Origin of the sequence: Pseudomonas sp. P4795, assembly GCF_048822895.1 — a bacterium.
Classification (GTDB): domain Bacteria; phylum Pseudomonadota; class Gammaproteobacteria; order Pseudomonadales; family Pseudomonadaceae; genus Aquipseudomonas.
On sequence record NZ_JBMFBT010000002.1, the window covers coordinates 1 to 18331 of the forward strand.

An 18331-nucleotide genomic window follows, 5' to 3' on the forward strand; every position below is an offset into this window, starting at 1 on the left:
CCTAATTTAGTTTTTCTATCAGCGCACGTAAAACACTGCTTATATATAGACGTCTCCAGCCCGAATGCGCACTATATTGCCCAACACCAAAAACAACACTTTCCACTGCCTCACCTCGGATGACGCCATTCCATGAATGACCACCCACGCAGCCTTGCCTCGATTCTGTTCCCGGTCGGCCTGCTATTAATAGCCATGGCATCAATCCAGTCCGGTGCCTCTCTGGCCAAAAGTATGTTCCCCATCATTGGCGCCCAGGGCACCACTACTCTACGGCTGATCTTCGCCAGCGTGATCATGCTGATATTGCTCAGACCCTGGAGAGCCAAGCTCACCGCGAAATCCCTGCGCACGGTGATCGTCTACGGAATGGCGTTGGGTGGCATGAACTTCCTCTTCTATATGTCATTGCGCACAGTACCCTTGGGAATCGCCGTGGCGCTGGAGTTCACTGGCCCATTGGCAGTTGCTATTTACGCATCCCGGCGAGCGATCGACTTTCTCTGGATCGCGCTGGCAGCGGTAGGACTTCTACTGCTCATACCTACGGGTGCGACGAGCGCCGGTATTGATCTGGTCGGCGCCGGCTATGCACTGGGAGCAGGCGTGTGCTGGGCCTTGTATATTCTGTTCGGTCAGAAGGCCGGCGCGGACAATGGCGTAACGACTGCCGCGCTGGGCGTGATGATCGCTGCGCTGTTTGTTGCTCCCATCGGCATCGTCCACGCTGGCGCCGCTCTACTGACACCCTCTCTGATCCCGATCGCGATTGGCGTCGCGATCCTGTCCACCGCCCTGCCCTACACACTGGAGATGGTCGCACTGACCCGCATGCCCGCGCGAACATTCGGCACCCTGATGAGTATCGAACCGGCATTCGGTGCACTGTCGGGCCTGCTGTTCCTGCAGGAATACCTTTCCTTGTCACAATGGATGGCCATTCTGTGCATTATTCTGGCCTCAGTCGGCGCAACTCTGACCATGAGTAGTGGCGTCAAACCTGCGATTGCGGCGGATTGAAACAGGATTTGACGAAGGTCTGGCAATTGGCGCGCATTTAGGCCATGTTTAGCCTCGCAACCCAATGCCAGACATGGATTTTTTCGGATAGGGATATCAGAAACGCTTCAAGCGAGAGCGCATGCAGGCGGACCCGAGCACAAGACTCGAGGCTGTCATAAGGACGGGAATGAAACGAATTTTGCTACTGATCGCCATGCTCGCCGTTGCGAGTTGCGCGGCAACCTCCAGCCCCAAAGTGAAACACGGTAAAAAGGGCCTGCACATCAACTGCTCGGGCCTTTCGTCCTCTTGGGACAAGTGCTACACCCGCGCCGCCAACTCCTGCGCGCCGAAGGGTTACAAGGTCATCGCCAAATCAGGTGACTCGGTGGAAGAACCGGGGGATTACCCATTTGGTCTCAATCCTGCCGGTTACACCAGCCGCAGCATGATCGTCATCTGCAAGTAAGTTGCGGCCGCTAAGGTACTCGTTGAATAGCGAGCTGGCGGCCGATTTCCTCGTGACTGGCCTGCAACACCTGGCGCTGAATCTTCGGCGTGGCGAGCATTCGCGCAACCACCAAGGCGCCTACACACTGCGACAGGATGGCCCAAGCCAGGCTGTCACTCTGCAGAATCTGCGCCCAGCTCTCCTGCAGCCGACAAATCCACAGCTCCGCCTGCTCCCGCACCACTTCATCCGAACGTGCGATCTCCGCTCCCAGCGCAGGTAACGCGCAGCCCAGTTCAGGGCTCTCGACATGCGCCATGCTCAGATACTTTTTCAGACAACGCTGCAGCCGATCACGATCCTGCGTTCCCTGCCCGCCAAGACGCTCAAGACTTTGGCTCAACTCACGCTCGACAATGGCCGCGAACAAATCATCCTTCGATGAAAAGTGGCTATAGAACGCTGCACCACTCAACCCGATAGCCTTCATCAGCCCATCAACGCCTACCGTAGAGAAGCCAGCCTTCTTCGCCGACAGGGAACTGCTTTGCAGCAATTTTTCTCTGGTTTCCAGCTTGTGACTGGCGGAGTAACGCATACGTATGACCTCAAATTTGATTGCCTTGACGCTGAGCGAATCCTAGCATAACGTTCGTTCACTTAACGATCGTTAACCAAAGGGGTTTTGCCCATGAATAACAAGAAGGTCGTACTGGTTGTAGGTGCGGGGGATGCCACGGGTGGTGCCATCGCCAAACGGTTTGCCAAGGAAGGTTTCGTGGCATGCGTCACGCGACGCAGCGCCGACAAGCTGCAACCGCTGTTGGACTCGATTGAGGCTGAAGGAGGTGAAGCTCACGGCTTTGCCTGCGATGCACGCAAGGAAGAAGACGTTATCGCGCTGATCGAAGACATCGAAACACGCATCGGACCAATCGAAGCGTTCGTCTTCAACATAGGCGCCAACGTGCCTTGCAGCATCCTCGAGGAAACCGCGCGCAAGTATTTCAAGATTTGGGAAATGGCCTGCTTCTCAGGCTTCCTCAATGCGCGCGAAGTGGCCAGACGCATGGTCACGCGCAATCGCGGCACGATCCTGTTCACCGGTGCCACCGCCGGACTGCGCGGCGCCTCGGGATTCGCCGCGTTCGCCGGCGCAAAGCATGGCATCCGCGCTTTGGCGCAAAGCATGGCCCGCGAACTTGGACCCCTGAACATCCACGTCGCTCATGTAGTGGTCGACGGCGCCATCGATACAGATTTCATCCGCAACAGTTTTCCCGAGAAATACGCGACCAAGGATGAGGACGGCATTCTCAACCCTGAACACATCGCCGAAAACTACTGGTATCTGCACAGCCAGCCACGGGACGCCTGGACCTTCGAGCTGGATCTGCGCCCGTGGAACGAACGCTGGTAATCCTTCCCATAACAAAAAGAGCAGCGAACATGAGCAAAACCGTAGAGTTCTATTTCGATCTCGGCAGTCCCGCCACTTACCTGGCTTACACGCAATTGCCGAAGATCTGCGCCGACACCGACAGTCAGTTGGTCTACGTTCCAATGCTGCTCGGCGGCGTTTTCAAAGCCACCGGCAATGCCTCACCGGCGATGATTCCAGCCAAGGGCCGTTACATGTTTCAGGATCTGGATCGTTACGCCAAACGCTACGGCGTGCCGCTCAGATTCAATCCGCATTTCCCAATCAATACGTTGCTGCTGATGCGCGCCGTCACCGGCATTCAACTGCGGCAGCCAGAGCGCTTCCTCGCATTCATCGACTGCCTGTTCAAAGCGCTTTGGGTCGACGGCCGTAGTCTCGATGAACCGGCGACCGTCGCAGCGGTACTGAGCGAACACGGCTTCAACCCTGAAGAAGTGCTGGCCCTGAGCAACGACGATGCCGTCAAAAGCGCACTCAAGGAAAATACCGAAACAGCCATTAAACGCGGTGTTTTCGGGGCGCCGAGCATGTTTATCGGCAATCAGATGTTTTTCGGCCAGGATCGACTGGATTTCGTCGAACAAGCCCTGCGCTGAACGGGGGGCGCCCTAAACCAAAAGGCTCGGGTGCTGGCAGCAGCGCCCGAGCTTCAAGCTATTAGATAGCGACCGTGCGCGCGTTCAACCACTCCAGCGCCGCACCGTTGAGCAGCGGGCTCAGGCGCTCGCGCACTTCGGCGTGATAAGCGTTGAACCACTGTTTCTCTTCCTGAGTCAGCAACGCTGGTTCCAGGCAACGAGTATCAATCGGGCACAGGGTCAGGGTTTCGAATTTGAGGAACTCACCGAACTCACTGCTGCCAGCGGCAACGTTCATTGCCAGGTTCTCGATACGCACGCCCCAGCGACCCGGACGGTAAGTACCCGGCTCGATCGAAGTGATCATCCCCAACTGCATCGCCGTTTGCGGCGCCGCAGCCGCCTGATAGGCAATCACCTGCGGGCCTTCGTGAACATTGAGGAAATAACCGACGCCGTGGCCGGTGCCATGACCGTAATCCACACTTTCGGCCCAGATCGGCGCGCGCGCAATGGCGTCGAGCAGAGGTGACAGAATGCCTTTCGGAAACTGCGCGCGGGACAATGCGATCACGCCTTTCAACACGCGTGTGCAATCACGTTTCTGCTCAGCGGTGGGCGTACCCACCGGCACCATGCGCGTGATATCGGTGGTACCGCCCAGATACTGGCCGCCAGAGTCGATCAGCAGCAAGCCGTCACCCTCGATCACCGCGTACTCTTGCTCGGTGGCGTGGTAATGCGGCATTGCGCCGTTGGCGTTAAACGCGGCAATGGTGTTGAAACTCAGCGACACGTAATCGGGACGACGCTCACGCGCTGCAGTGAGTTTTTCGTCGATGGTCAGTTCGGTGATTCGTTCGTTGCCCAACGCCGAATCCAGCCAGGTGAAGAATTCGCACAACGCAGCGCCGTCCTGCTCCATCGCCTGACGGATGTGGCCGGCATCGGCTTGGCTTTTTTGCGATTTGGCCAACGTAGTCGGGTTGAGTCCTTCGACCAGTTGCACAGCGCTATCGAGGTTTTCCAGCAGCCCCGAGGTGACGCGCGCCGGGTCCACCAGCAAGCTCGCGCCGGCCGGAACCGCGCGCAAGGCGTCAGCCACTTCGCTGTAATCGCGCAGCGTCACGCCGTCTTGCTCCAGTACCGCGCGCAGCTCGGCGTCGACTTTGCTCAGGGCCACAAACAAAGTGGCTTGCTGCTGACTGATCAGTGCAAAAGAAACGAACACCGGGTTGAACGACACATCTGCGCCGCGCAGGTTAAACAGCCAGGCAATGTCATCGAGAGTAGCGATGAAGTGCCAGTCAGCACCGCGTTCCTGCAAAGTCTCGCGCAATGCCGCGAGTTTCTCGCCACGGCTGACGGTCGCTTGCGGCGGAAGATGTTGATAGATCGGCGCGGTCGGCAAACTCGGCCGGTCGCTCCAGACTTCTTTGAGCAAATCGATATCAGTGCGCAGGCTGGCGCCACGGGTTTCAAGTTTGCCGCTCAAAGTCCGCGCCGAAGCCACGGCCATGACCGCGCCATCGACCGCGACCACACCGCCTTCAGGGGTCTGCTCAGCCAGCCAGTCCAGCGGACTTGGTTGACCCGGTTGCAGCTTGACCAGTTCGATGCCGCTGCCGTCGAGCTCCTTCGTCGCCTGCTCCCAATAACGACTGTCGGCCCAAACACCGGCGAAATCGGGGGTGACAATCAAAGTACCGACCGAACCATGAAAACCCGAAAGCCACTGGCGGCCCTGCCAATAACCCGGCAGGTATTCCGATAAATGCGGGTCGGCGGACGGCACCAACAGTGCATGAATGCCTTCGCGATGCATCGCTTCACGGGTTTGCGCCAAGCGCTGGGGAACCGATCCTTCGGTCAGGGTCTGGATACTCATCGTGTCTCCTGCTAATCACTTTTTCGTTATTGTTCGGTGCCGTGCAAAATCGGCGCGTTACAGCCCGGTCGCCCAAAATGCCGGAGCACTGGTGCAGGCGGTTTTAATCAGTTGAATGGCCTGATCGATATCTTCGGCGGTGGTGAAACGGCCGAGGCTCAGGCGGATGGTGCGACCGGCCAGATGCGCGTCATGTCCCAATGCCAACAACACGTGGGATGGCGCATTGCTCGCGGAATTGCAGGCCGAGGTCGCGGAGAACGCAATCGAATGGCTCAGCGCCGCCGAATTGAATTCACCTTCGCTGAAGGTCAGGCTCAAGGTGTGTGGAATACGCTGAGTCGCGCTGCCGTTGAGGCGCACACCCGGCAAACTCAACAGTTGCTCAAGCAAACGTTCGCGCAATGCAACGATGGCGCGCTTCTCTTGATCAAACTCGGCACCGGCCAGCGCAAACGCTGCACCCATCGCTGCGATCTGATGCGTCGCCAGCGTACCGGAGCGCAAACCGCCCTCGTGCCCCCCGCCATGAATCTGCGCCTGCAAGCGTTGTTGCGCGCGCGGCCCGACATATAACGCGCCGATGCCTTTGGGACCGTAGAGTTTGTGCGCCGAGAACGACATCAGATCCACCGGCCACTGCGCCAGATCAATCGCAACTTTGCCTGCACCCTGCGCCGCATCGACATGGAACAACGCTTCGCGGCCGCGAACCACTTCGCCGATGGACTGAATGTCGTTGAGCGTGCCGAGCTCATTGTTGACTAGCATCAGCGACACCAGAAACGTGTCCTCGCGCATGGCTTCGCTGACCGCTTGCGCAGTGATCAGGCCTTCGGCATTCGGCACCAGATAAGTCACGGCGACACCGGCGTCCTGCAATTGCCGGGCGGTATCGAGAATGGCTTTGTGTTCGATCTGGCTGGTAATGATGTGCCCACCGGACACACCGCGCGCCTGCGCTACGCCTTTGAGGGCGAGGTTGTTGGATTCGGTAGCACCGGACGTCCAGACGATCTGTTCAGCCTGGGCACCGACCAGTTCGGCGACTTGTCGGCGGGCGTGCTCGACCGTCTGCCGGGCCTGCTGGCCGAACGCGTGAGAGCTGGAGGCCGGATTGCCGAAATTGGCGTTGAAGCCAAGACACTCGATCAGCACCTGGATGACCCGCTCGTCGACCGGAGTGGTGGCGGCGTAATCGAAATACAGCGGACGTTGGTTCATAAAAAACTCGCAGAGCGTGTTCCGGGATCAGGAGGCTCGTGTCTGCAAACGGCAAAGCACAGCCTCGTGAGCTGCGCCCGGGTTCGAGAGCGTCATCAATACCTGATCGGATGCCGTTAAAGAAGGACAACTTCATTTAAAAGTGCGTAGGAACGCTCCTGAACGCGACTTTAACAGGCATCGGGCCGGCGGTTGAAGCAATGCGTCAGCTAAAGCTTTCGAGAAGTAACGGATACAGCGAAATCACCAGCAACGCCGCCATACCCCAGTTGAACACGCGCAACCAGCGACGATCCTTGAGCACATTGCGCAGCAGCGTGCCGCACGCCGCCCAGACGCCCACACTCGGCAGATTGATGATGGCGAATACGGCGGCGATCACCACCACGTTAGTGAAATAACCCTGCATCGGCGTGTAAGTGCTGATGGCACCGATGGCCATGATCCACGCCTTGGGATTGACCCATTGAAACGCCGCCGCACTCAGATAGCTGATCGGCTTGGCATCGCCCTTTTCGCTGTCGCTGACTGGACCCGAGTGGGCGATTTTCCACGCCAGGTACAGCAGATACGCCGCACCGACATAACGCAGCACGGTATAGAGAAGCGGATAAGTCTGGAACACCGCACCTAAGCCAAAGCCCACCGCCACCACCAATACGAAGAAGCCGCAGGTTATGCCGAGCATGTGCGGGATGGTGCGGTTAAAGCCGAAGTTCACGCCCGATGCCAGCAACATGGTGTTGTTCGGCCCCGGTGTGATCGAGGTGACAAGGGCAAACAGGGCAAAGCCCAGCAGCAGATCAAGCGAGAGGGTCATGGCAGGCAATCCGTCGGGGTCATTCAGGTAATGACCCTATCGCACGAGACGGCGCAAACCCACGGACAGTTGCGAAAACTTCGAGCAGTACAGTTACTGATCAGCTGGGACGACCGTGCAGCTGTACGGCACGCTCGGCGCTCATTTCACCGTTGTTGTCGAAACCAAAAACCTTCTGCGGCTGGCCGAGCAATTCGGCTTTTTTCGCGTGGTATTCCTCGAAAGAGAGGCCGCGACGATTCAGCGTTTCCAGCGCCAGTTCGCGGGATTCCTCCGCCGAATAAGGGCGCAATTCCGGGGAAACGTGACTCGCACATCCGGCGAGAACGGAGACAGCGAGCATTAGCGAAACAGTCAGTAAATGATTCATGGGAGCGTCCTGGCGAGCAGCGTTAGTCGATGGAGCAAGGCTACGCCCGCGCCCGCTTGCGCAGAAATCAACGCTCTCAATAGTGGCTATCAGGATTCAGGAACGTCGCTCCAGTTCTCGTCTAGCCGACCAGTTGGCAATGCAGACCGTCGTCCTGATTGCGCGCGATGCTGCTTAGCACCTGAAATGAACCGAAAGTCACGGTTCTGGCGTGATGCGCGCGGATCAGTTGCCAGAAATCCTGCTCGCCGGTTTCGAAACTCTCGAACGCCGCCTCCCCCGCTTCGCGCGATTGCCATTGCAGAAAACTCAGCACCCGTCGGCCATCGTCGCTCGCCTGAACGCTGGCGCTGACGAAACCGGCGTAGCGCTGAGCCAGGCGTTCGGTCTGGATCGACAGCGCAGACACCAACGCCGGTTGTTGCCTTGGTTCGATCTCGAACTCGATCAATTGGGTAAAACTGCTGTTTTTCGCCAATGCTTGCATGAAAGCCCCCGCTAATCTGTAGGACGAATCTTGCGACTCGAAGGCGTGCAGGGTAAAACCTCTAGTTAAGTCAAGGTCAAGAGACATTTTCCAATGATCACCCCGGAAAACCTGCACAAGCAGCTGAGCGTCGGCGAAGTCGCGGCGCGCAGCGGCGTCGCGGTCACCGCCCTGCACTTTTATGAAAGCAAAGGTTTGATCAAGAGCCAGCGCAATGCGGGTAACCAGCGGCGCTATCCACGGGAAGTGTTGCGGCGGGTGGCGTTGATCAAAGTTGCGCAGCGGCTGGGAATTCCGCTGGCGGAGATTGGCCAGGCGTTGCAGCAGTTGCCAGATAACCGCGCACCGACCGCGGCGGACTGGAAGGTGTTGTCCGAGCAATGGAGCCGGGAACTCGATGATCGCATCAACCAATTGATGGTGCTGCGTGATCGACTGAATGGCTGCATCGGCTGCGGCTGTCTGTCGATGGAGGCCTGTCCGCTGCGCAATCAGGGCGATGTACTCGGCGAGCAAGGCCCGGGGGCGCATTTTCTCGACAAGCCGGTCTGAGGTCGAAGTGGTTGCTCGTCGGTTGCCCGATTGTGGTGCGAGGCTGGATCTATAGTGAACCGACCGGAAATCCGGTTCAGCTCCACCCTCATCCCACAATAACCACAGGGAGGAACGTCATGAGCGTCAAACCCATTCCCGAGGGGTATCACAGCATTACCCCGTATCTCGGCATCCACAAGGCAGCCGAAGCCATCGACTTCTACAAAACCGCCTTCGGCGCGACTGAAGTGATGCGCCTGACGATGCCCGACGGCGGCATCGGCCATGCCGAACTGCGCATCGGCGACAGCGCGATCATGCTCGGATCGCCCTGCGATCAGGGTCCGCTGAGCAATCCCGATAAATCGGTGTCGGTCGGTTTGCATCTGTATGTGACAGATGTCGACAAGTCCTTCCAACGAGCGCTGGATGCCGGGGCTACCTCGGTGTCGCAAGTGAAAGACCAATTCTATGGCGACCGCAGCGGCACTTTAAAAGATCCCTACGGCCATCTGTGGTTTCTCGCCACGCGCAAGGAAGATCTGACCCAGGAGCAGATCGAGCAGCGGGCGCAGGAGATGTTCAAGCAAGGGTAATTATTCTGCCTCAGTTCTGGCGGCGACTGCCGCCAGTTTCGATTTGCCCCAAACCGCTACGCATTTACGCCGCCCACGGTAGTGAGATTGCGATCGCGAAACATTTACTTTCATATCCCTCATCGGGATTTGCTTCGCTCATCCGTCTTATAAAGATGCGGATCGGCCGCGTCGGCAACAGCCACGGCCGGACTTTCAGGGACTCCTGTGCTGCGAAGCCCGTAGTACCGACTCCCCCCATTGAATCAAGACGTTCAATCATGTCGAAGAAATCCCGCTCCAAACTGTGGTTCCTGGTACATAGCTGGCTGGCGTTACCAATCTGGTTCTTTGTACTGATCGTGTGTGTCACCGGCACCCTCGCAGTAGTCAGTCAGGAAATCGTCTGGCTGGCCAATCCGCAAATGCGCGCCAGTGCGCCTTCGGACGATGCACCACTGCTCAGTTACGACCAAGTCCTCGCCGCGATCAAAAAAGCCGAACCGCAGACGCTGGTAGAAAGTATCAGCCGTCCCGACGAGTCGCACTTCGCCCTCGATGTCGAAGTCAGTTATCCGGACGGACGCTCGCAAACGGTCTATGTGAATCCCTACACCGGCGTGATCCAGGGTGGCGCGCCACAATTCGACTTCAAGGCCTTTACACGCGCGCTACATGGCTGGTGGCTGGTGCCGTTCACCAACGGTTACAGCTGGGGCTGGTATCTGGTGTCGTTCCTCGGCCTGCCGCTGCTGGCATCGCTGGTGACCGGGCTGGTGGTGTACAAGCGCTTCTGGAAAGCCTTTTTCAAACCGACCCTGCGCATCCGCCACGGCGCGCGGATTTTCTGGGGCGATTTCCACCGCTTGAGCGGCATCTGGTCGATCTGGTTCATCGCGGTGATTGCCGTCACCGGCACCTGGTTCCTGATCCAGGCGCTGCTCTCGGACAACCAGATATCCTGGTCCAGCGAACCGATCATCCCGGCGCTGTCGCGCGAAGCCGTACCGCTGTCGGTCGACGCGAGGCCGCCGGCCAGAATCAGCCTGGATCGCGCGATCGAAATCACCGAACAACAGATTCCCGGCCTCGAAGTCAGCTTCGTCAGCCTGCCAGCCAATGCCTACAGCCACCTGAGCATCGGTGGTCGCGGCTGGTATCCGTTGATGTTCCAGACCGCCACGCTCAATCCATACAACGGTGAAATGGCGGCGTCACGCCTGTTGTCTGACCGCACCTCGCTGGAGTTCGTCACCGAGTCCATGCGTCCATTGCACACCGGCGACTTTGGCGGGCTGTGGATCAAGCTGATCTGGTTCTTCTTCGGCCTGCTGCTGAGCATGATGGTGCTCAGCGGACTGTTGATCTGGACTAAACGCACTGCGTTGGCTACGGCCAATGCGCTCAAACGCGAAAACAAGAAACAGCGCGCGGTAGCAAAAACAACGCCGCTGCGTGAACTGTCGGAGGTCGACCAGTGAGCAAAGCCATGACTGCCCCTCAACCTTCACGGCTGCGCCAGTTCTGGCATAAATGGCGCTTCCACATCAACGTATTGCTGTTGCTGGTTCCCCTGGGATTCATGCCCAAGTACTTCGCCGATGCCGCGCTGTTTCGCGGGGACAGTGGTTTGGGCGAGCGCGAGATTGGCCAGGTCCAGGTCGGTCCGTGGAGCTTGCGCCTGGCCGAGATGCGCAATGAAGCACCGCTCAGCGGTCCCGCCGGTTACATGAAAGATTTCAACGCGGCGTTGTGCGATGCCTGCATCGAGCAGGTCAAGGCGACGTATCTGCGTATCGGCAAGCCACGCAGCCTGCGCGCCGCCGGGGTGATTTTCTTCGGCACGCCATACCGCATGGGCACGCAGTTACTGGTGCCGGAAAAAACCAAAGCCGACGCCGAGCTGTGGATCACCATGGAAGGCTGGGACGGCAGCATGCATCAGGCCTCGATTCCCCTGAGCCAGGCCTCCCCCGCCACCATCGCCTGGCTGAATAAACAAGGAGCCAAACCATGAGCCACGCTCACTACCGCCCGTCCCGCCTGCGTTTGAACGCTGTGCTGCTGATGCTGTGCGCCGCTTTCAGCGCCAGCGCCCTGGCTCACAACCCGATGTGCGAATGCAAAGCCGTCGATGCCGAGCAGATCAAATGCACGGGTGGTTTCTCCGACGGCAGCGGCGCCCCTGGCGTGACCCTCGACGTGATCGGCTACGACGAAACCATCCTCGTGCCGGGCAAACTCGGCGCTGACTCGACGCTGACTTTCAAGAAACCCGGTGCCGAGTTCTACGTGCTGTTCGACGCGGGCCCCGGCCATGTGGTCGAAATCGACCAAGCGGATATCGAGGCACCATGACCACGCCCACCACTCAAGTCGTGCGCCCGGCAGGTGCCGGCCATGAAACCCTGTATGTGTTGCTGCTGTGCCTGCTGATCCTCGCGGTGGCCGGTTCGGTGGTCGCGTGGCGCGGTGTGTCTCATGAGCCGGAGCCGGTGTCCAGCCATCAGCTCGACGCCCGTCGCGACCTCGGCGCCAGCGAGCAAGGCATCTATGCCGACCTGCGGGTGACCCTCGACGAAATCCGCTTGTTGCGTGAAGAACAACAGGCGATGCCGACGCCGAATGCGCTCGCCGACGAAGGTTTCGCCCCGTTCGCGCAGGACGCCAGCTCGGTCAGCCGTGGCGCGCATGCCTGGCAACTGCTCGCCGACTCGGCCTACTTCGGCCACAGCCAGGCGCCTACGGTGGCCGGTTCGTTTCTGATGCGCCTGAGCGCCGAGGCGAACGCGGCGCCGGACATCTGGCTCAATCGCAGCACTGACCTGCAGACGCCGCCGGATCTGTCTGATGCAGCACTGTCCGCTGCCGGCTGGAAGCAGATCGTCGCGCAATTCGATGCCGGGGTAACCCGCGAGCATCGTCATTGAACCCTCGCCTTCATTCGAGAGAAGACCGCTTGCCCATGTCCAGTTCATTTAAAAGCCGTCCCTTGTTGCGCATGCTCCTGCTCGGGTTGTGCGCCTGCCTGCTCAGTCCGCTGGCCAGCGCCGATCAGGCCAAACGCCTGCGCATCGGCATCACCCTGCATCCTTATTACAGCTACGTCGCGAACATCGTTGGTGACAAGGCCGAAGTCGTGCCGCTGATCCCGGCCGGTTTCAACCCGCACGCCTACGAGCCGCGCGCCGAAGACATCAAACGCATCGGCGGTCTCGATGTGATCGTGCTCAACGGTGTCGGCCATGATGACTTTGCCGACCGCATGATCGCCGCCAGCGAAACACCCGACATCAAGACCATCGAAGCCAACGAAAACGTGCCGCTGCTCGCCGCCACCGGGGTTGCTGCCCGCGGCGCCGGTAAAGTGGTCAACCCGCACACGTTCCTTTCGATCAGCGCTTCGATTGCCCAGGTCAACAACATCGCTCGCGAGCTGGGCAAACTCGACCCGGACAACGCCAAGACCTACACGCAGAACGCCCGCGCTTACGGCAAACGCCTGCGGCAGATGCGCGCCGATGCCTTGGCAAAACTGACTCAGGCACCCAACGCCGAACTGCGCGTGGCCACGGTGCACGCAGCTTACGATTATCTGCTGCGCGAATTCGGCCTCGAAGTGACCGCCGTGGTAGAACCTGCCCACGGTATCGAGCCGAGCCCGAGCCAGTTGAAGAAGACCATCGATCAACTGCGCGAGCTCGACGTGAAAGTGATCTTCTCCGAGATGGATTTCCCGTCCACTTATGTCGAGACCATTCAGCGTGAATCCGGGGTGAAGCTGTATCCGCTGTCGCACATTTCCTACGGCGAATACACCGCCGACAAGTACGAAAAGGAAATGACCGGCAACCTCAACACCGTGGTCCGGGCGATTCAGGAGTCCGGTGCATGACGGCCCAGGAAAACATTGCAGTCAAACACAGCGGCCCGACTCTGGATTTTGCCGATGTCAGCCTGACCCTCGGCCGCACGGTGATTCTCGACAAAGTCACCTTTCAAGTGCAGCCCGGCAGCGTGCACGCGCTGGTCGGCCCGAATGGTGGCGGCAAGAGTTCGCTGATCAAGACCCTGCTCGGCCAGATGCCGCATCAAGGCCAACTGAGCCTGCAATGGCCCGGCGAACCGGGGACCATCGGCTACGTGCCGCAGGCGCTGGAATTCGACCGTGGCTTGCCGATGACCGTCGACGATTTCATGGCGGCGATGTGTCAGCGGCGTCCGGCGTTTCTCGGCCTGAGCAAGCACTACGCCGCGGCCATTGGCGAGGCGCTGGAGCGGGTGGGCATGCAGGACAAACGCAAACGCCGGATGGGTGCATTGTCTGGCGGTGAACGTCAGCGCGTATTGCTCGCGCAGGGCTTGATCCCCGCCCCGCAATTGCTGGTGCTGGACGAGCCGATGTCAGCGCTCGACGAAGCCGGGATTCAGGTGTTTGAACGCCTGCTCAACGACTGGCGCGCGGCGGGCATTACGGTGCTGTGGATCGAGCACGACCTGGAAGCGGTCGGACGTCTCGCCAATCGCGTCACCGGCCTCAATCGCCGGGTACTGTTCGACGCCACGCCACAACAGGCGCTGACCCCGGAACGTTTGCTGACACTGTTCTCGACCCATCCACGGAGCGCTGCCTGATGAGCTACGAAGCCTTTCGTTTGATGATTCAGGGTTGGGCCTCGTCAGGTTACTTGCCGGAAGCCCTGGCCTACGGGTTTGTGGTCAACGCGCTGCTCGCCGGTCTGTTGATCGGCCCGGTGCTCGGCGGCCTCGGCACGCTGGTGGTGGTCAAACGCTTCGCATTTTTCTCCGAAGCGGTCGGCCATGCGGCACTGACCGGCGTGGCCATCGGCATTCTGCTCGGCGAACCCTACACCGGGCCGTACGGCAGCCTGTTCGGTTACTGCCTGCTGTTCGGCATTCTGCTCAACTACCTGCGCAACCGCACGGGTCTGGCGCCTGACACATTGATCGGCGTATTCCTCTCGGTGTCGCTGGCGCTGGGTGCGAGTCTGCTGTTGATTCTGGCGGGCAAGATCAACGTACACATTCTGGAAAACGTGCTGTTCGGCTCGGTGCTGACGGTCAATGGCAATGACTTGGCGGTGCTAGCCATCGTCGGTTCGCTGGTGATGGCGCTGGCCTTGCCGCTGTACAACCGCATCATGCTCGCCAGTTTCAACCCGCAACTGGCGGCGGTGCGCGGGGTCGCGGTGAAGACGCTGGATTACCTGTTCGTGATTCTGGTGACACTGATCACCGTTGCTGCGGTGAAAGTCATCGGCGCGATTCTGGTCGGTGCACTGCTGGTGATTCCGGCCGCAGCGGCACGCTTGCTGAGCCAGTCACTGAAGGGGTTTTTCTGGTGTTCGGTAGCGATTGCCACGGTGAGCACGCTGTGCGGGATTCTCGCGCCAATCGTGTTTGATCTGCCGATCCCGTCCGGAGCCGCAATCATTCTGGTTGCCGGTATCGGCTTCGCCCTCGCCGCCATTGCCCGGGGCGTCGTCCCCAGCCTGAAAGGGAACCTTGGATAAATGTCTTTTTCATTGCGACAACTGACCCTGGCCATCGCCCTGTGCGGCGTGGCATCCACCACTGCGTTGGCCGCCGAAAGCGCAAAGCCGCTGCGAGTATTGGCTTCGCTGCCGATCACTTACGGCCTCGGTGAAGTGCTGCTCAAAGGCACCGACATCAACCTTGAACGCGCGGCGCCAGCGAATCTGCCGGGCAGCCGTCAGACTGCGTACTTCACCGGTCGCGGCGCTCCGGCGCTGAGCAAACTGGCGACCGATGCCGACGCCGTGATCGGTGTGCGCTCGTTGTGGGCCGATGATCCGCTGTACCCGATCTCGCGCCGCAGCAACATCCGCATCGTCGAAGTCGACGCCGCGCGCCCGGTCGACGGCGCCCTGCCCGGCATTGCCGTGCAACCGGGGCTGAAGATTGACGGCCTGAACAGCCAGCCGTGGCTGTCGAGCAACAACATGGGACGCATGGCCGATGTGATGGCGGCAGATCTGGTGCGCCTGGCGCCGACGTCCAAACCGCAAATCGAGGCCAATCTGGCGGCGCTGAAACAGCGTCTGCTGAAACTCAGTGCCGACAGCGAGGCGCGTCTGGCCAAAGCCGACAATCTGAGTGTGCTGAGCCTGAGCGACCATTTCGGCTATCTGATCGGCAGCCTCAATCTGGAACTGATCGGCGAGGATGCGCGGGCAGATGCGGAGTGGACGCCAGAGGATTTGAAAAAACTCACGGCGACGCTCAAAGACAATGACGTGGCGCTGGTGCTGCATCATCGCCAGCCTTCAGACGCCGTGAAAGCGGCGATTGCCGAGTCCGGCAGTCAGTTGTTGGTGCTGAGCACTGACGCGGCGGATCCGGTGGCGGAACTCGAAGGCAATGTCGATTTGCTGCTCAAGGGCTTGAAAGGGGCATAAAGCCCAGATGTAAAAAACCCGCTGACCGTCACCGGTTCAGCGGGTTTTTTATTGCCCGGCGAATTACTGCGCCGCCTGCGCTTCCATCTTCTGACGCAAACTCAGCGGACGCATGTCAGTCCAGACTTCCTCGATGTAGGCCAGGCATTCTTTCTTCATGCCGCTCTTGCCCACGGTGCGCCAGCCTTCTGGCACAGCCTTGTAATCCGGCCAGATCGAGTACTGCTCTTCGTGGTTGACCACGACCTGAAAGAGGATGTCCTCGCGGTCGAATACTGACGTCATGCTGTGTCTCCATCGCTGTAAGGTGGGCTGCACGAGGGGTGCAGCCGGGTATGTAGAAGGAACGTTCGGCGCGCTGAAAAATTTACACGGCGGCGGTCGCGGCGACCAAGGCACGGCCGAAGATTTCGGCCACCCGGTCGATTTCAGCGGCGGTGATCACCAGCGGCGGCAGAAAGCGCACCACGGCGCCATGGCGACCGCCCAGCTCTAGAATCAAGCCACGCTTGAGGCATTCGCGCTGTATCAGTGGTGCGAGACGTGCAAAGGCTGGCGGATGACCCAGCGCGTCCTTGGCACCGTTCGGGTCGACCAGTTCGACACCGAGCATCAGCCCGCGGCCGCGAATGTCACCGAGTTGCGGGAAGTCCCGTTGCAGGATGCGCAGATGCTCACTCAAGCGATCGCCCATGGCCAACGCATGCTCGCAGACCTTGTGTTCAACCAGATAACGCATCACCGCCGAACCGGCAGCCATCGCCATCTGATTGCCACGGAACGTACCGGCGTGCGCGCCCGGCTGCCAAGTGTCGAGCCACTCGCGATAAACCACTACTGCCAGCGGCAGGCTGCCGCCGATGGCTTTCGACAGCACCACGACATCCGGAATGATGTCGGCGTGTTCGAAGGCAAACATCTTGCCGGTCCGCGCAAAGCCGCTCTGAATTTCATCGACGATCAGCGCCACGCCAGCCTGCTCGGTAATGCGGCGCAGACCGCGCAGCCACTCGATATCGGCAGGAATCACGCCGCCCTCGCCCTGCACCGCTTCGACGATCACTGCTGCGGGCAATTGCACGCCGGCCTCGGGATCGTTCAGCAGGTTTTCCAAATAGCTCAGGTTGGCTTTCACCCCGGCAGCGCCACCAATGCCGAACGGGCAGCGATAGTCGTACGGGAACGGCATGAACTGCACGCCGCTGCTGAGCAACGCGCCCAGCGGTTTTTTCGGCCCCAGGCTGCCCATCAGGCTTAACGCGCCTTGGCTCATGCCGTGATAACCCCCGGAGAACGACAGCACCGTGCTGCGCCCGGTGGCAGTGCGCACCAGTTTCAGCGCAGCTTCCACGGCGTCAGTACCGGTCGGGCCGCAGAACTGGATTTTTGCCTCAGCCGCCAAGGCTGGCGGCAGCAGACCGAACAAGTCCTGCACGAACTGATCCTTGACCGGTGTAGTCAGGTCGAGGGTATGCAGTGGCAACTCATCGGCCAGCACCTGCTGAATCGCTTCGATCACCACCGGGTGGTTGTGTCCCAGCGCCAACGTGCCAGCACCGGCCAGGCAATCGATGAACGTGCGACCTTCGACGTCCTCCACGTACAAGCCCTTGGCACGTTTAAGCGCCAGCGGAATGCGTCGCGGATAACTGCGCGCGTTGGATTCCTGCTGGCTCTGCCGAGCGAGCAGTGGCGATTCGTTGAACTGATACAAGGTTTCCGCTGGCGCAGGGCTGATCCGCGCCGACGACTGTTCGATAAGGCTGGTGGCGACTGACATCTCTCGACCCCTCTATACGCTATGGGTAGTGACCAAAACGGCACACTGCACAGGTGCGCGTTCCGGTCGGGGCGCACATGCAGGTTTTCCTGTTCTGGAAACGCACCAGCGGGTCGAGGATTTACACCCTTGATCGAGATGTCAGGTCGATTGCTCCAAAGGTTTGTACATGGGAAGGCTATGAACGCCTTGCTGGAAAACCGCTGAGGCGGTTTCGCGGTATCCCAGACGCCGATAAAACGCTTCGCCGGTGCGCGTACTTTTGAGTCTGGAATGCGCCATGCCACGGATTCGCAGCCAGCCTTCAAGGTCTGACATCAGCGCCCGCCCGACACCGCGGCGAAACCACTCCGGCTGCACGTGGCAGAACATGACAGCACCATTGGCGGCAGCCATGCCGACGCCGACCGGCTTGTCATGCAGCAGCGCGAGATTCAGATAAAGGTGCGGATCGGCAAGCCAGACGCTGATGTGTTCGGTCGATTGCTGGCGTATCCAGCTCTCGACGACGCGGGGGTCATTACGGTGATCGAGCGCGCAACCGACGCGGATCGAGCGCTCGACGATGCGACTGATGATGCCCGCATCGGCGGGTGTCGCAGGCTGAATGTAGACGGCTGCTTCCATGGCGCTGTTTCCTCAATCCATTGAGTCAAATGGCTGCGCCGAAGATAACGGCGCAGCGCGCGGATGGCTAATGGAGAGAGGTTACATTTGATGTGCCGGCCATTGGCGAAG

General features: G+C 59.8%; 23 protein-coding genes. 14 read left to right on the plus strand and 9 right to left on the minus strand.

Annotation, left to right across the window (positions count from 1 at the left end; genetic code table 11):
• The first annotated feature begins 132 nt into the window (after positions 1-132).
• Both rhtA and ACOI8A_RS04255 read left to right on the plus strand, forming a co-directional pair.
• Entirely contained in the window at positions 133-1020 is an 888-nt protein-coding gene (gene rhtA, locus ACOI8A_RS04250) for a threonine/homoserine exporter RhtA (protein ID WP_420650550.1), read from the plus strand.
• Positions 1021-1189: 169 nt separating this feature from the next.
• Positions 1190-1471 carry a hypothetical protein gene (locus ACOI8A_RS04255; protein WP_420650549.1) on the plus strand — a complete coding sequence of 94 codons (282 nt, stop codon included), beginning with the start codon at positions 1190-1192 and terminating at the stop codon, positions 1469-1471.
• Positions 1472-1481: 10 nt separating this feature from the next.
• Here ACOI8A_RS04255 and ACOI8A_RS04260 read toward each other — a convergent pair whose 3' ends face one another.
• Positions 1482-2051: a TetR/AcrR family transcriptional regulator gene (locus ACOI8A_RS04260; protein ID WP_420650548.1), complete on the minus strand. Its 570-nt coding sequence runs from the start codon at positions 2049-2051 to the stop codon at positions 1482-1484.
• Positions 2052-2144: 93 nt separating this feature from the next.
• Here ACOI8A_RS04260 and ACOI8A_RS04265 point away from each other — a divergent pair, with 93 nt between their 5' ends.
• On the plus strand, positions 2145-2873 hold the full coding sequence (locus ACOI8A_RS04265; protein ID WP_420650547.1) for an SDR family oxidoreductase: 729 nt from the start codon (positions 2145-2147) through the stop codon (positions 2871-2873).
• Between the two features lie 29 nt (positions 2874-2902).
• Positions 2903-3493 (plus strand): 2-hydroxychromene-2-carboxylate isomerase, encoded by a 591-nt coding sequence (locus tag ACOI8A_RS04270; protein WP_420650546.1) that lies wholly within the window; start codon positions 2903-2905, stop codon positions 3491-3493.
• A 61-nt stretch (positions 3494-3554) separates the two neighbouring features.
• Here the strand turns inward: ACOI8A_RS04270 and ACOI8A_RS04275 are convergent, their stop codons facing one another.
• From ACOI8A_RS04275 to ACOI8A_RS04295, 5 genes are all read right to left on the minus strand, one after another.
• Complete coding sequence (locus tag ACOI8A_RS04275) at positions 3555-5363, minus strand: aminopeptidase P family protein (RefSeq protein WP_420650545.1); 1809 nt, start codon at positions 5361-5363, stop codon at positions 3555-3557.
• A gap of 57 nt (positions 5364-5420) precedes the next feature.
• Positions 5421-6587 (minus strand): aminotransferase class V-fold PLP-dependent enzyme, encoded by a 1167-nt coding sequence (locus ACOI8A_RS04280; protein WP_420650544.1) that lies wholly within the window; start codon positions 6585-6587, stop codon positions 5421-5423.
• Between the two features lie 205 nt (positions 6588-6792).
• Positions 6793-7407 (minus strand): LysE family translocator, encoded by a 615-nt coding sequence (locus ACOI8A_RS04285; RefSeq protein ID WP_420650543.1) that lies wholly within the window; start codon positions 7405-7407, stop codon positions 6793-6795.
• Between the two features lie 100 nt (positions 7408-7507).
• The gene (locus ACOI8A_RS04290) at positions 7508-7777 is read right to left on the minus strand and encodes a hypothetical protein (RefSeq protein ID WP_420650542.1); all 270 of its coding nucleotides are present in this window, start codon (positions 7775-7777) and stop codon (positions 7508-7510) included.
• Between the two features lie 121 nt (positions 7778-7898).
• Complete coding sequence (locus ACOI8A_RS04295; RefSeq protein WP_420650541.1) at positions 7899-8264, minus strand: antibiotic biosynthesis monooxygenase; 366 nt, start codon at positions 8262-8264, stop codon at positions 7899-7901.
• Positions 8265-8357: 93 nt separating this feature from the next.
• Between ACOI8A_RS04295 and soxR the strand changes: the two genes are divergently transcribed.
• From soxR to ACOI8A_RS04345, 10 genes are all read left to right on the plus strand, one after another.
• Positions 8358-8816: a redox-sensitive transcriptional activator SoxR gene (gene soxR, locus ACOI8A_RS04300; protein WP_420650540.1), complete on the plus strand. Its 459-nt coding sequence runs from the start codon at positions 8358-8360 to the stop codon at positions 8814-8816.
• 119 nt (positions 8817-8935) lie between these two features.
• A complete protein-coding gene (locus ACOI8A_RS04305; RefSeq protein ID WP_420650539.1) occupies positions 8936-9394 on the plus strand; it encodes a VOC family protein in 459 nt (152 codons plus the stop codon).
• A 260-nt stretch (positions 9395-9654) separates the two neighbouring features.
• Entirely contained in the window at positions 9655-10854 is a 1200-nt protein-coding gene (locus ACOI8A_RS04310) for a PepSY-associated TM helix domain-containing protein (protein WP_420650538.1), read from the plus strand.
• Positions 10851-11390: a thiamine pyrophosphate-binding protein gene (locus ACOI8A_RS04315; protein WP_420650537.1), complete on the plus strand. Its 540-nt coding sequence runs from the start codon at positions 10851-10853 to the stop codon at positions 11388-11390. The genes ACOI8A_RS04310 and ACOI8A_RS04315 overlap by 4 nt, the downstream gene beginning before the upstream one ends.
• The gene (locus ACOI8A_RS04320; protein WP_420650536.1) at positions 11387-11731 is read left to right on the plus strand and encodes a hypothetical protein; all 345 of its coding nucleotides are present in this window, start codon (positions 11387-11389) and stop codon (positions 11729-11731) included. Before ACOI8A_RS04315 ends, ACOI8A_RS04320 begins: the two co-directional genes overlap by 4 nt.
• Entirely contained in the window at positions 11728-12303 is a 576-nt protein-coding gene (locus ACOI8A_RS04325) for a DUF6162 family protein (protein ID WP_420650535.1), read from the plus strand. Before ACOI8A_RS04320 ends, ACOI8A_RS04325 begins: the two co-directional genes overlap by 4 nt.
• A gap of 35 nt (positions 12304-12338) precedes the next feature.
• Positions 12339-13268 carry a metal ABC transporter substrate-binding protein gene (locus ACOI8A_RS04330; protein ID WP_420650534.1) on the plus strand — a complete coding sequence of 310 codons (930 nt, stop codon included), beginning with the start codon at positions 12339-12341 and terminating at the stop codon, positions 13266-13268.
• The gene (locus ACOI8A_RS04335) at positions 13265-14008 is read left to right on the plus strand and encodes a metal ABC transporter ATP-binding protein (RefSeq protein ID WP_420650533.1); all 744 of its coding nucleotides are present in this window, start codon (positions 13265-13267) and stop codon (positions 14006-14008) included. The genes ACOI8A_RS04330 and ACOI8A_RS04335 overlap by 4 nt, the downstream gene beginning before the upstream one ends.
• Positions 14008-14907: a metal ABC transporter permease gene (locus tag ACOI8A_RS04340; RefSeq protein WP_420650532.1), complete on the plus strand. Its 900-nt coding sequence runs from the start codon at positions 14008-14010 to the stop codon at positions 14905-14907. Before ACOI8A_RS04335 ends, ACOI8A_RS04340 begins: the two co-directional genes overlap by 1 nt.
• On the plus strand, positions 14908-15813 hold the full coding sequence (locus ACOI8A_RS04345; RefSeq protein ID WP_420650531.1) for a metal ABC transporter substrate-binding protein: 906 nt from the start codon (positions 14908-14910) through the stop codon (positions 15811-15813).
• Between the two features lie 63 nt (positions 15814-15876).
• Here the strand turns inward: ACOI8A_RS04345 and ACOI8A_RS04350 are convergent, their stop codons facing one another.
• The 3 genes from ACOI8A_RS04350 to ACOI8A_RS04360 all read right to left on the minus strand — a co-directional run bounded on the left by ACOI8A_RS04350 (position 15877) and on the right by ACOI8A_RS04360 (position 18220).
• On the minus strand, positions 15877-16098 hold the full coding sequence (locus tag ACOI8A_RS04350) for an MbtH family protein (RefSeq protein WP_420650530.1): 222 nt from the start codon (positions 16096-16098) through the stop codon (positions 15877-15879).
• Between the two features lie 82 nt (positions 16099-16180).
• A complete protein-coding gene (locus ACOI8A_RS04355; protein ID WP_420650529.1) occupies positions 16181-17593 on the minus strand; it encodes an aspartate aminotransferase family protein in 1413 nt (470 codons plus the stop codon).
• A 141-nt stretch (positions 17594-17734) separates the two neighbouring features.
• Positions 17735-18220, minus strand: coding sequence for a GNAT family N-acetyltransferase (locus ACOI8A_RS04360; RefSeq protein WP_420650528.1), 486 nt, complete (start codon positions 18218-18220; stop codon positions 17735-17737).
• Between the last annotated feature and the right edge of the window lie 111 nt (positions 18221-18331).